Genomic DNA, 12,502 nt, shown 5'->3' on the forward strand with positions numbered 1-12,502 from the left:
CGCCCGCCGTGACGTACGCGTCCACGGCCCCGCTGCCGGGGGACATCGACGAGTACCTGGGCGCGGAGGTCAGCAGCACCCGGCACCGGGTCCGCGCCCTGCGGCGCCACTGGATCCCCCGCCTGCGGGAGGCCCTGGACCGGAGCGACCTCGCCTTGGAACAGGCCGAGCACGAGGACAGCGTCCGGCGGCGGTGGGCTGCTCGGCGTCGGTCGTGAGCTGCCCGACGAGGTCGTCGGCGAAGCCGGCCGGGTCTTCTCCCACACCGTGGGGTGCCCCCCAGTGGCCACTCGTCCCCGGGGCGGCGGAGCGTGATGGGGGCGAACCTGGACGTGAGAGTGACGGCGTCAGGTGCGAGGGAGGCATGGTGACTGGTCTCGTTGTCGTGGGCGTGGACGGTTCGGCGTCGAGTCTTGCCGCAGTGGAGGCTGCCGCGCGGGAGGCGCGGTTGCGCGGGGCGGGGCTGCGGGTGGTGCATGCGTTCGTCTGGCCCGCGACGCACGTGCCCTTCGGGTCGCCACCGCTGGGACCGCCGGAGAGCGGGCTGCAGAACATGGTCGATCGCATGGTGGCCGAGGCGGTCGAACGGGCGCGGACGGTGTGGCCGGAGGTCGATGTCAGTCATGTCGTCCTGAGCGGTGAGCCGTTGACCGTTCTGGAGGCGCAGTCGCGCGCCGCGGCGCTGGTGGTGGTCGGATCCCGGGGCATGGGCGCGTTCGTCGGGCTGCTGGTGGGGTCGACAGCGGTGCATCTGGCGGCACACGGCCGCTGTCCGGTGCTGGTCGTGCGCGAGCAGCCGCACACCGACGGTCCGATCGTGCTGGGCATCGACGGCTCGGCCGCAGGACAGAAGGCCGTGGACTTCGCGTTCGCAGAAGCCTCCCTGCGGAACGCACCGCTGGTGGCGCTGCACACCTGGACCACGTGGAACGCGCCGATGCCCGCCCCGCAGGATCCGTCGATGCCGTACGCGAACCCGCCGGGAGCGCTGGCCGAGGAGGAGGAGCGGTTACTGGCCGAGGCGGTCGCCGGCCGTCAGGAGCGCTACCCCGGTGTCGCGGTGGATCACAGAGTGGTGCACGGCGGGACGCGGGAGGCGTTGATCGAGGCGAGCCGCTCCGCTCAGCTGGTGGTGGTCGGTGCGCGGGGGCGCGGTGGTTTCGCCGGGTTGCTTCTGGGCTCCGTCAGCCAGGCCCTGCTGCATCACGCGCATAGTCCGGTCGCGGTGGTGCGTGGAGCGGGAGAGCGTCACTGAGGCGCCTGTCGCTCGGTCCGGCACCCGGCCTCGCCCCGCCGGCGGGCAGCCTGGCGTGCCCGGCACCGGGACGGTTCACTGGAACGCGGTGTGGATCTCCCGTTCGGTCGCGGAATGGGAAACGAGCAGGAGTTCGTCCCCGGCCCGCAGGCGGATCGCCGGATCCGGCACGGTGGGCTGTCCGTCGCGGACGATCGTTGCGACCACCGTCCCTTCCGGCAGGCTGACCTCGCCCAGAGCTTGGCCCACCGCTCTGGACTGGGGCGTGATGGCCGTTTCGATGACGTCGACGCCCGCCTTGCTGAGCCGCAGCAGGGCGACCGTGTCGGTGGCCCCGGTGGCCTCTTCGATCAGAGAGATCAGCGGCGTGGCGGTGGGTACGGCGACGTCGATGCCCCAGCGTGCGTCGAACAGCCAAGCGTTGTCGGCGTCGTTGACGCGGGCGGCCACGCGGGGTACAGAGAACTGCCGTTTGGCGAGCAGGCCGATGACGAGGTTGTCCTCGTCATCACCAGTGGTGGCGAGGACCAGGTCGGCGGTAAGCGCACCGGCGTGTTCCAGGCGGGTCGGTTCGCACGCGTCCCCGGCGACCAGCAGCACGCCCGGGAGGCGGTCCTGAAGTGCGGCCACGCGGTCGTCGTCGCTGTCGATCAGCGTGACCTCGTTGCGGGCCGCGGACAGCACCTGGGCGATCTGTGTGCCGAGGCGTCCGGCGCCGGCGATGAGCACGTTCATGTCCCCAGCTCCTTGTCGAGAAAGCCGCGCAGCCTGCCGAGCGCGGTGGCGGCGACGGCGAAGGTGACCAGGTCGCCGGCCCGCGCGGACGTGCTGTGCGCCGGGATGAGGGAGCGACCCGCACGGGTGACCTCGACGACGCGGATCTCGCCGTCGACGTCGAACTCGGTCAGCCGCCGCCCGATGAGATAGTCCGGCAGCTCGGAGCGGATGAGCAGGGTCTCTCCATTGCCGAAGCTGAGTTCGGGGCTCAGATGGCGGTGCAGCAGCATCTGGTGAATCTGGTGCACGGTCCAGCGGACGCTGGCGATGGCGGGGATGCCGAGTTCGCGGTAGATGTCGGCACGCCGGGGATCGTAGACGCGGGCGAGGACGATCGGTACTCGGTAGGTCTCCTTCGCCGTGCGCGCGCTGACGATGTTGCTGCTGTCGCCCGAGGTGACGGCGACGAAGGCGTCCGCGTGCTCGATCCCGGCCGTCTGGAGCACCGCGCGGCTGTAGCCGTTGCCCTCGTGGAAGCGGATACGCGGGCTGTCGGGCAGCCGCCGGGCCGCTCGGGGACGCCGGTCTACAACCTGCACATCGTGCCCTTCCAAGGCGAGCAGACCGGCGAGGGTGGCGCCCACCCGTCCGCATCCGACGACGATCACCTTCACCGTGGGGCTCCTTCCGGGCGGGTGGCGCGGCGACGCAGCCACGCCTTGCGGGCTTCGTCCGCGAGCAGGGGCAGGGTGCCGAGCCCGGCCAGGACCGCCCAGTCGGCGGCATCGAGCGGAGCGGTGTTGAAGACGGCCTGCAGGGGCGGCAGGTAGCTGATCGCGGCCATGACGGCGACACCGAAGCCGCCTGCCGCCAGCAGGGCCGGATTGGACAGCAGGCCTGCTTTCACAATGCTCTGGCGATCGGTGCGCACCGCGAGGGAGACGAAGAACTGGCTGAGCACGATCCCGCCCTGGGCCAAGGTCACGGCCTCCCGGTAGACGGGGTGGTCCTCGGTGAAGTCGTCGAACGGGATACCGGAGGAGTGGATGTGCCAGAAGAACACGGCGCACACGCCGAGCGCCTGGATGCCGCCCAGGAACAGGATGCGCGCCACCACCGCCGTCGAGAACAGCCGCTCGCGCCGGGAGCGCGGCGGGCGGTCCATCACGTCCGGCTCGGGCCGTTCCGCGCCCAGCGCCAGGGCGGGCATGACGTCCGAGCCCAGGTCGATCGCCAGGATCTGCACCGCACTGATAGGCACCAGTGGAAATCCGGCGAACGTCGCCGCCAGGATCGGGCCGAGTTCGCCGATGTTGCTGCTGAAGACGTAGATCAAGAACTTGCGGATGTTCTGGTAGACGGACCTGCCGAGCCACACCGCCGTGGCGATGGACGCGAACGAGTCGTCCAGCAGCACCATCGAGGCCGCCTCCCGGGCCACATCGGTGCCTGAGGCCCCCATCGCCACGCCGATGTCCGCGTGCTTGAGCGCCGGGGCGTCGTTCGCTCCGTCCCCGGTGACCGCCACCACCTCGCCACGCCGCTGGAAGGCGGTGACCACGCGCATCTTGTGCTCCGGACTGACCCGGCACAGCAGCAGCTCGGACGGCTCGGTGAGCAGCGAGTCGAGCGCCTCGTCGTCCATCGCGTCGAGCCGGGCGCCCGTCACCACGACCGGATCCGGCCGCCGCACGATCCCCACCCGGCGGGCCACGGCCTCCCCTGTCAGCGGGTGGTCGCCGGTGACCATGACGACCCGGATGCCGGCCCGGCGGCAGGCGGCAACCGCGTCGGTGACCTCCGGGCGCGGTGGGTCCAGCATGCCGACCAAGCCCAGCAGGGTCAGCGCAGACTCGGCCTCCTCCTGCGCCGGGCGGGGCCCGTCCAGCGCCCGCCGCGCGACGGCCAGCACTCGCAGCCCCTGCGACGCCAGTGCGTCACTCGTCGCGACGACCGCCAGCCGCTCCGCCCCGGTCAGGAGCCCGCGCCGCCCGTCCCACTCCACGTCGGTGCACCGCGCCAGCAGCTCTCCGGGCGCTCCCTTGACACACGCCTGGTAACCCGCGCCGGTCTTGTGCACCGTGGTCATCAGCTTGCGGTCGGAGTCGAAGGGGAATTCGGTCACCCGCGGCGCCGCCGACTCCTCCGCGCCCGGATCCACACCGGCCTTGGCCGCGACGACGAGCAGCGCTCCCTCCGTGGTGTCGCCGAGCACCCGCCAGTGCTCCCGAGGGCCCGTAGGTGGAACAAGCCGGGCGTTGCAGCACAGGCCCGCCACCCGCAGCAGCTCACGCACCGGCGCCGCGTCGGCGATCTCGCCGCTCGGCTCGTACCCCACACCGCTCACGGGGTGCGGCGCGTCTCCCGCCCACACCTGGGTGACGGTCATCTCCGCCTGGGTGAGCGTCCCGGTCTTGTCGGTGCACACCACCGTCGTCGACCCGAGCGCCTCCACCGCCAGCAACTGTTTGATCAGCGCATGGCGGCGCGCCATCCGCCGCACGCCGATCGCCAGCGACACCGACAGCGTGGCGGGCAGCCCCTCCGGCACCAGCGCCACCATCACGCCCAGTGCGAACACGAACAGGGTCACCGTGGACTCCCCGGTAGGCAGTCGCACGGCGAACAGCAGGGCACCGATCGCCAGGGCCGCTCCTGCCACCCGCCGCGCCATGGAGGCCACCTGGAGCTGCAGCGGGGTCTTCTGCCGGGGGGCTGCCGCGGCCAGCCGGTAGATCCGCCCGAACTCGGTCGCCGCGCCGGTGCCGAAAACCACGGCCCGCCCGGATCCGGCGACGACATCGGTCCCCATGAACACGCAGTTGCGGGCCTCCAACGGCGGTCCGGCGGCCACCGGCTCGGCCGGACGGCCGACGGCGTTGCTCTCCCCGGTCAACGGCGCGTTGTTCACCGCCAGCTCGTGCGCCTCGACCACCCGGCAGTCCGCCGACACGGCGTCCCCGGCCTCCAGCACCACCACGTCGCCCGGCACCAGGTCCTGGGCGGGCACCTCCAGCCGTTCGCCGTCGCGCAGCACCCGGCAGGTGTGGGGCACCATCGCCTCCAGGGCCTGAGCCGTTCGTTCGGCCGAGTACTCCTGGGCGAAGCCGATGCCGGCGTTCAGCATCACGACACCCAGGATCGCCACCGCCAGCTGCAGGGTGCCCACCTCGCGCGGTTCCTCCAGCGCGTACGCCAGGAAGGTGATCCCCGAGGCGACGATCAGCACCACCGCGAAGAGGTCCGTGAGCTGCGCCCCCAACTGCCGCCACACGGCGCGGCGCCCCGCGCGTGGCAGTTCGTTGGTCCCGTACTGCTCCAGCCTGACCCGTGCCTGGGCCGTCGGCAGACCGCGCCGTGATGTGCCCAGCGCGGTGAGGACCTCACCCGCGGGGAGTTCCGACACCGGAGAACGCGGCCCGGAATCGGAGGTGGCACCGACCGCCTCGTCCCTCCCTCCGCCCGGTACCAGCCGGTCCGTACCAGCCCGTTCGCCGCTCATGACCGGCGACGCCGTCTCATCGCGCGGCGGGCCGGCCGGCACGGACAGGAACGTCCGGGAGACAGGTCCCGGACCGTTGGCTGCCTCACGCCGGGACCGTGATGACAGGGCAGCGGGCGTGATGCAGTACGCCCTGGCTGACAGAGCCCAGAAGCATTCCGGTGAACCCTCCGTGTCCCCTGGTTCCCACCACCAGGCCCAGGGCGTGTTCCGAGGCCTCCGTCAGGACCCGCACCGGGTGTCCGCGGACGACCTCGTGGTGCAGCCCCACGTCCGGGTGCGTCGCGGTGCGCCCCGCGACCGTCTCCGAGAGCACCCGGCGGCACACTCGCATCGCGGCTTCCTCATCGAGGACACCGAGAAGCGGCGGATGCCACACGTACAGGGCCCGCAGGAGCGCTCCACGCAGGGCCGCTTCCTCGAACGCCATGTCTACCGCCGCGGCCGAATGCGGGCTGCCGTCGACGCCGACCACGAAGTAGGCGGGCTGCTGGGTGACGTGCTCCGGCTCCGGTACCACCGCGACCGGGCAGGGAACGTGGGCGGCGAGCGGGAACACCACGGAGGCGGAGGAGAACATCTCGCGCCGTCTGCTCAGGTGCCAGGAGCCCACCACGACCAGGGCGGCGCCCCGGGCCTCCTCGCGCAGGACCCACGTCGGCTCTCCTTCCGCCAGCAATGTCGACACCTCCACCGCCGGCCGCCGGGCCTCGACGAAGGCGACCGCCTCCTTGAGCACCTGGTCACCCAGGCCGTGCAGCGCCCGGTTCCACTCCTCCCAGGACGGCCGCACCTTCCCCGACCGGTATCCGCCGGTCGGCACACCCTGGGCGTGGACGAGCCGCAGCGGCAGGTGACGTCGATCCGCCTCGTCGGCGGCCCAGGCGAGGGCCAACCGCTTCGAAGGGTCCGGGTCGACGCCCACCACGATCGGATGACGCCCGTCCGCACTGGTCATGGCACCTCCAGGGATCTCCCCGCCGCCCGCCCTTCACTGTTCTTCCAGCCTCACCCCTGCCGTCGGGTGCCGCCACGCAGCGGCTTCGCGCGGCCGGTCGGCTCCTGTCCGGCTCCGTACGACGCGGGGCGTCGCACGCTGGTGAAGGCTGGAAGGAGCATACGGCGCCGCCCCGAGTCCTCGTCCGCCATACGACTGCAGATCACCGACGAGGTCAGTGGTCTGCCGCCGGCGCTACTGCGCCGAGGTGGCGGTAGCGGGTGGGCTACCTGGTCTTGAACCGGTCCGGACGCACGAAGTCCAGGCCTTCGATGGTCTGTTTGCCGAGCGCCTCGTGTGCGGCGATGTGGCCATAGCCGGTGGCCATTTTGAAGCCCTTTCCGGAGAATCCGGTGGCGCAGTAGACCGTACTGTTCTCGTCCAGCCGGCCGAGGAGAGGATGCCTGTCCTCGGTGAAAAGTTCGGGGAAGGCGTCGGAGCGCACGATGGTGGGGATCAGGCCGGGGAAGAATTCGGTGACAGTCTCGGTGACCTTTTCGATTTCTTGCGGGGTGAGTTCCCTGGGCACGGAGTCCGGGTCGGGGGTTGCCCTTGCGCGCCCTCTCAGCGGTGCGTCCACCGATGCCTTGACCGTCACGCCGTCGACGGCGGGTGCGCCGTACAGGGAGCGATCGTCGTACTGCCGGCTGAAGATGGGGAAGCTTTCCGGCGAGAACTGCGTGCCGTCCTGGGCGACGAACCAGGTCAGGACGATCCGATGGGTTTCCGTGACAGCCTTGAGGTGGTCGGGCATGAGCCTTCGGGACCAGCCTCCCGAGGCGACGATGACCTTCTCGAACGTCCAGGTTCTGTCGCCCGAGGCGACGACCACGCCGTGGCCGGTTTCGGTGATGCTGTCCACGGGTGTGTTCTGAAGGACTGTGGCGCCGTTGGCCTGGGCCGCCGCGACGGCGGCGCTGACGGCGCGGTCGGTGCGCAGAACGCCGGCGCGGGGGTCATAGATGGCGCAGTCGTCGGGGCGGAGGTTGTGCTGGGGGTAGCGGTCCGCTATCTCCTCCCGGCTGAGGACGTCGTGCTCGGCTCCGGTGATGCGGGCTGTCTCGAGGAGGCTGTTGATGAAGCTGCTGTTCGCCGTCCCAATAGTCAGGCCCCCGGTAATCGTGAGGATTTCCTGTCCCGTTTCCGCTTCGAGCTCGGCCCAGAGGCTGCGGGAGCGTTCCATGATGGGGTAGTAGTCGGGCTTCCCGAAGTAGATCATGCGGAGCAGACGGGTGTCCCCGCCCACGGCACTGCGGCCGTGGGCGGGGGTGGCGGCCTCGAAGCCCACTACCGAGTCGGACAGCCGGGAGGCCTGCCACAGGGCCATGCTTCCGATGCTGCCCAGACCGATGACTGCGAGTTGTGCGTCCATGAGAGCAGTCTCTTTTCTTTACTCGTGAAGTCCGGCGAGTCTGCTGCCGAATCTGGCCAGGAGTGAGGTCTTGCTGGAACCCCTGCGCTCTTCCCACTGGTCGGCAATACCGAAGAGTCGGTACATGGCATGAACGCCCAGCCAGCGGATGGGTTCTGGTTCCCACTTCCGTGCCCGGTAGCCGACCCAGGGAAGGGTGGTCCGTTCGGTTTCCTTCTCGAAGGCGAGCTCCACGAGAGTTCTGCCGCCGACGTAGGCCGACGTGACACCGTGTCCCGCGTAGCCGGTGGACGACCCGATCCCCGATGCCTGGTCCCAGTGCACGCCGCCGTTCCAGTCCCGCGTGACGCCCAGGACTCCCGACCAGGCGTGATCCACCTCGAAGGGGATGCCCGGGAAGAAGGAACTGAGCTTCTGCGAGATCAAGTCAATGGTGGACTGGGCGGTCGCACCGGCTCCCCCTGTGTCGGACCCGAAGCGGTAGGGGACACCACGGCCCCCCATGGCGATACGGCCGTCCGACGTCCGCTGGGCATAGATGAACGTGTGCGCGGAGTCGCTGAGGCACTGCAGCCCGTCCCAGCCGATCTGCTGCCATGCCTCCTCCGGCAGGGGCTTGGTCACGATCAACGAGGAATTGACAGGAATCAGGGTCCGGCTGCCGAGCAACTGTCCCGAATAGCCTTCGGTACAGATGAACGTCTTGGCCGCGGTGACACGTCCGTTGGCCAGGGTGAGGGTCTTGCCCCCGACACTGTTCACTCGGCTGCCCTCGAAGATCCTGACCCCCATGGAGGTCAGGGTTTCGGCGAGGCCGTAGACGAGCTTCGCGGGGTGGAACCGCGCGCAGTGCTTGTAGAAGAGCCCGCCGTGGACGGTGGAGATGTTGATCCGGCTCCGGAACTCGTCCCGGTCGAGCATGCGGACCTCGTCGTCGGTCAGCCCGTACTTGAGGTCGGCATCACGCCTGGCGACAAGCCGGCCCAGCCCCGCCTGAGTGTGGGCGGCGACGAGCGCGCCACCCTTGTGCTGATCGGCATCGATGCCCTCGGCCCGGAGGATGTCCAGGACCGCGTCGACGCCGGCGCCGAACTCCTGCTGCAGTGCCCGGCTCGCCTCCAGCCCTCCCCCGGCGCGGGCGAAGGTGGCACGGTTTCCTGGGGGCATTGCCGAGAGCCAGCCACCGTTGCGTCCTGATGCGCCATAGCCCACCTGTTCGGCCTCGAAGACGGCGACCGAGAGCGACGGTTCGAGCTTCTTGGCGAAGTACGCCGCCCACAGGCCGGTGTAGCCGCCGCCGACAATGGCCATGTCCACGGAGTCCTGACCGGTGAAGCGGGGAAATGAGGGCCTCCTGTCGGCCAGTTGGGCCACCCAGAAGCCGAGCTCTCCGTTCCGGGGTGGTGGCGCAAGGGCGTTCATGTGCGTCCTTCTTCTGTCTCTGGGAACTGCGTGGGCCGGTACTAGTGCCGCGGCAGGCGACGTTTGCCCGTTGAGGAGCGGCGTCCGGTGCGTGCTCTCGGCGTGCCGGCCGGAAGCCCTCGTACTGGACGTACTCGGGGTTTCGGCCGGTGCGGCGAGTGGGGGTACCCCCTGCTCGAGCGGAGTCGAGAGCTCGGGGGGAGCGTGCCGGGCGTCGCGACGGGGCGAACGTTGCCTGTCGCGGCACTAGAAGGCGGTGTAGCCGCCGTCGACGGGGGTGGGCTGCCCCGGTGATGTACGAGGACTCCGACGATGCGAGGGAGAGGACGGTGCGGCAAAGCCCTGCATACGGTCGATGTAGTCCTGCGTCACGTCGGCCGGCACGATCGGCCCCGGGGTGTCATTCGCTCAACGAGGGTGTCGAGTGCCTGTTGGAGCCGGTTCACAGATGCACTGCTCATCATTGGTTCGCCGCTACACCGCGGTGCAGATCATCTGGATCACGACAGGGGTGTCGAGGGGAAGCCCGGCGACCCCGATCGAGGTGCGGGCGTGCCGTCCGTTCTCGCCCAGCACCTCGATGAGCAGTTCACCGGCCGCGTCGGCGACGTTCGACTGCTCACCGAAGTCCGGCGTGCCGGCCACGAAGACCAGCATCTGCACGACCCGGACCCGGTCCAGATCGCCCACCGCCTGCACAACGGCGGCGAGGCAGTTGAGCGCGGCATGGCGGCGAGCTCCCGCGCCGTCTCCAGCGCCACGTCCCGGCCGAGAACGCCCTGACCCAGCAGCTCACCTTCCCTGAAAGGCAGTCGGCCCGAGAGTTAGATGCCCGAGCACACCGCCCGGTGGTGCACGAGATACGCGTTGCCGGCGAGGACGGGTACCTCCAGTCCTCAGTTGTCCGCTCAGGCGTCAGGGACGCGGAAGGCCGAAGAGGACCGGGAGGTCGGCGATGTCGGTGATCCGCTCGTAGCCGAGCCAGTGCTCGTCGTGCTCGAAGCCGCGGTCCATGTACACCTTGTTCTTGATGCCCATGATTGCCGCGGAGCGCAGGTCATACATCGGGCTCGCGGAGACGTGCACGAGCTCGTCGGGCGTCACGCGGAGCTTGTCGAACGCATACTCGAACGCCCGGAGCCGTGGCTTGTAGACACCCATCTCTTCGGCGCTGATGACGACCTCGAACGGGGCCTTGAGGTTCTCCGCGAGGCGCACGGCGTGCGCGGTGTCGCTGTTCGTGATGATGACCAGCGGGACTTCCTCGGCCAAGCGGTTCAGCGCCTCGGTGACACCGGGGTACGGGCCCCAGGTGGGGATGCGCTCGTACACCGCCTGCGCTTCGTCCTCGCGGTACTCGAGACCGACCTTGTGCAGAGCGCGTTCCATGGAGCGAGCGACGACCTGGTGGAACGGCTGGTACGCGCCCGTGCACTCGTCGATCCGGTATGCCTTGCAGATCCGCAGGAACTCATCGGCGACCTCGGCCGGCAGTCGGTCGCCCAGGACCTCACGCATCGCGTCGTTGATGCTGAACTTGATCAGCGTTCCATTCATGTCGAACGTCACGAACTTGGGCTTGACATCGAATCCCACTGGTCCTCCTAGTGCTTCAGCGGAGCTGCCTACTTTGGTCGATTGTCGACCATCTTGATAGCCGATTGTCGACCAGATGGGTACGGCTGTCAACAACTGCCAGGAGGTGTTCGGCTGCCTTGCCTTGCGCTCGTGGCGGCGGTACCGGGGCCGCAACCGGCGAGTCAGGACAGGGGCCCTCTCGACAACCCGGCGGCGGCCCAGACGCTGCGAGGACTCGATGCCTTTGCGGAGGATGCCGTGGCGGATCACCGGCCCGGCGGTGACCCACGATGGCAGGGTGTACCAGCGCCGGGTGCAGCTCATCAGCAGGCCGCCAGGATCGGAGACGTCCGAACCGTCGGCGTCGCCAGCGCGAAGGGGCCGCGTCGCATATCCTGTGCACCGCCGAGCCGTGGACCGCCGCGCTCCCCTTGGCCGGCTGCACCCTGCTGCGGGTCCACAATCACCCGCGTCGCCGGACCGGCACCGGCCTGACAAACCAAACGGCACAGCCCGAGACATCGACACGTCACTGGGCCTGTGAGCCGAATGGGGCACCAGCTGTGACCAGCGGAGGTATAGTCGACAAACGACCAAATGGTCGACAAGTGTCGAGGGAGGGCAACGGGGTGGACCACAAGTTCGAGTGGCAGGAGCAGCGGATGACGACGCCGGACGGCGTCTACCGCACACTGCGTGCCGCCATCCTCGATGGGACCGTACCTCCTGGTGGCCAGCTGCGCGAGGCGCACATCGCCGCTGATCTCGGGATCAGCCGGTCCCCGCTGCGCGAGGCGCTGACCAAGCTGGAGGAGGAAGGGCTCGTCGTAAAGATCCCCTACCGTGGGGCGTTCGTCGTAGAGGTGAGCGCTCTTGAGGTCGCCGAGATCGACTCGATCCGGCTACGTGTCGAACCCTACGCCGCCGAGCTCTCGGTCGACGCACTACGCGGTCCTGAGCGGCCCCAGTTGCTGCAAACCGTCGAGGATCTCCGCCGGGCAATGGAGAAGGACGACATCCCGGCCAGCATCGACGCGCATCTTCGATTCCACAGGCTCTTCTACGATCTCTCGGGGCACGGCGTCCTGCAGAGTCTCTGGAACGGCTGGGAGACCAAACTGCGCCTCCACCTCAGCGTCGATCACCGCACTTACAGCGACGACCCGCACCAATTGGTCGTCGAGCACGAGAGGTTGGCCGCGGTTGCCCTGGAAGGCGACACCGACGCGTTCCGCCAGGAACTGGCTGCTCATTTCCCCATGGGGCTGAGGGCCCAGACGGGAGATCCGGGGGAACGCGCGCCCCGGCATGTATGAGGCCATGGCACCTGCGTGAAGTGTCCAAGCCCGCTCGCCGCCCTGACGTTGTAGACCAATGCCGCAAAGTCAAGGACGGCGTCCGGGCTCAGCCGTCGCCACGGCTCGGTGCGCCATGCTGGAGGCACGCCGGGACGACAAGATGTCGTAGGGGGCCGGGCGATGACGGATCCGTCGTTGGGTGTCCAGGACGTCGACTGCGGCGTGAGTGGAGCGCCCTGCCTGGGCCCGGAGACTTACAGGGCTGCGTGATCGACGAGGCCGCGACCACCCGGCGGGATCTGTGCCCGGTCTGCCGGGCGGACACCCACGGACCGCCAGGCGGTCCGAGCCGCCCGCATGC

11 protein-coding genes are annotated in these 12,502 nt (G+C 69.5%); 3 read left to right on the forward strand and 8 right to left on the reverse strand.

The features are described 5' to 3' along the window. Window positions 1–218: V-type ATP synthase subunit D (locus ABZ281_RS16880; RefSeq protein WP_356656186.1), on the forward strand; the 218-nt coding region annotated here is incomplete at its 5' end. A 149-nt stretch (window positions 219–367) separates the two neighbouring features. Continuing rightward, window positions 368–1,255 carry a universal stress protein gene (locus ABZ281_RS16885; RefSeq protein WP_356656206.1) on the forward strand — a complete coding sequence of 296 codons (888 nt, stop codon included), beginning with the start codon at window positions 368–370 and terminating at the stop codon, window positions 1,253–1,255. 75 nt (window positions 1,256–1,330) lie between these two features. Here the strand turns inward: ABZ281_RS16885 and ABZ281_RS16890 are convergent, their stop codons facing one another. From ABZ281_RS16890 to ABZ281_RS16925, 8 genes are all read right to left on the reverse strand, one after another. Next, window positions 1,331–1,990, reverse strand: a complete 660-nt coding sequence (locus ABZ281_RS16890) for a TrkA family potassium uptake protein (protein ID WP_356656188.1) — start codon at window positions 1,988–1,990, stop codon at window positions 1,331–1,333. Beyond that, window positions 1,987–2,646 carry a TrkA family potassium uptake protein gene (locus ABZ281_RS16895; RefSeq protein WP_356656190.1) on the reverse strand — a complete coding sequence of 220 codons (660 nt, stop codon included), beginning with the start codon at window positions 2,644–2,646 and terminating at the stop codon, window positions 1,987–1,989. The genes ABZ281_RS16890 and ABZ281_RS16895 overlap by 4 nt, the downstream gene beginning before the upstream one ends. Next, entirely contained in the window at window positions 2,643–5,378 is a 2,736-nt protein-coding gene (locus tag ABZ281_RS16900) for a cation-transporting P-type ATPase (protein WP_356656192.1), read from the reverse strand. The genes ABZ281_RS16895 and ABZ281_RS16900 overlap by 4 nt, the downstream gene beginning before the upstream one ends. Before the next feature lie 181 nt (window positions 5,379–5,559). Next, complete coding sequence (locus ABZ281_RS16905; RefSeq protein WP_356656194.1) at window positions 5,560–6,432, reverse strand: universal stress protein; 873 nt, start codon at window positions 6,430–6,432, stop codon at window positions 5,560–5,562. 265 nt (window positions 6,433–6,697) lie between these two features. Next, window positions 6,698–7,843 carry an N-methyl-L-tryptophan oxidase gene (gene solA, locus ABZ281_RS16910; protein ID WP_356656196.1) on the reverse strand — a complete coding sequence of 382 codons (1,146 nt, stop codon included), beginning with the start codon at window positions 7,841–7,843 and terminating at the stop codon, window positions 6,698–6,700. Window positions 7,844–7,861: 18 nt separating this feature from the next. Continuing rightward, window positions 7,862–9,265 carry an FAD-dependent oxidoreductase gene (locus ABZ281_RS16915; RefSeq protein ID WP_356656198.1) on the reverse strand — a complete coding sequence of 468 codons (1,404 nt, stop codon included), beginning with the start codon at window positions 9,263–9,265 and terminating at the stop codon, window positions 7,862–7,864. A 474-nt stretch (window positions 9,266–9,739) separates the two neighbouring features. Next, window positions 9,740–9,964 (reverse strand): RidA family protein, encoded by a 225-nt coding sequence (locus tag ABZ281_RS16920; protein ID WP_356656200.1) that lies wholly within the window; start codon window positions 9,962–9,964, stop codon window positions 9,740–9,742. 216 nt (window positions 9,965–10,180) lie between these two features. Beyond that, window positions 10,181–10,861 (reverse strand): haloacid dehalogenase type II, encoded by a 681-nt coding sequence (locus tag ABZ281_RS16925; protein WP_356656202.1) that lies wholly within the window; start codon window positions 10,859–10,861, stop codon window positions 10,181–10,183. A gap of 611 nt (window positions 10,862–11,472) precedes the next feature. Here ABZ281_RS16925 and ABZ281_RS16930 point away from each other — a divergent pair. Continuing rightward, complete coding sequence (locus ABZ281_RS16930; RefSeq protein WP_356656204.1) at window positions 11,473–12,159, forward strand: GntR family transcriptional regulator; 687 nt, start codon at window positions 11,473–11,475, stop codon at window positions 12,157–12,159. Window positions 12,160–12,502: the final 343 nt, after the last annotated feature.

The sequence above is a fragment of the Streptomyces sp. NPDC006265 genome (assembly GCF_040613555.1).
Classification (GTDB): domain Bacteria; phylum Actinomycetota; class Actinomycetes; order Streptomycetales; family Streptomycetaceae; genus Streptomyces.

Coding starts and splice junctions, on each gene's coding strand:
- ABZ281_RS16890 (WP_356656188.1), bottom strand. CDS start 1,990: ATGAACGTGCTCATCGCCGGCGCCGGACGCCTCGGCACACAGATCGCC.
- ABZ281_RS16905 (WP_356656194.1), bottom strand. CDS start 6,432: ATGACCAGTGCGGACGGGCGTCATCCGATCGTGGTGGGCGTCGACCCG.
- solA (WP_356656196.1), bottom strand. CDS start 7,843: ATGGACGCACAACTCGCAGTCATCGGTCTGGGCAGCATCGGAAGCATG.
- ABZ281_RS16915 (WP_356656198.1), bottom strand. CDS start 9,265: ATGAACGCCCTTGCGCCACCACCCCGGAACGGAGAGCTCGGCTTCTGG.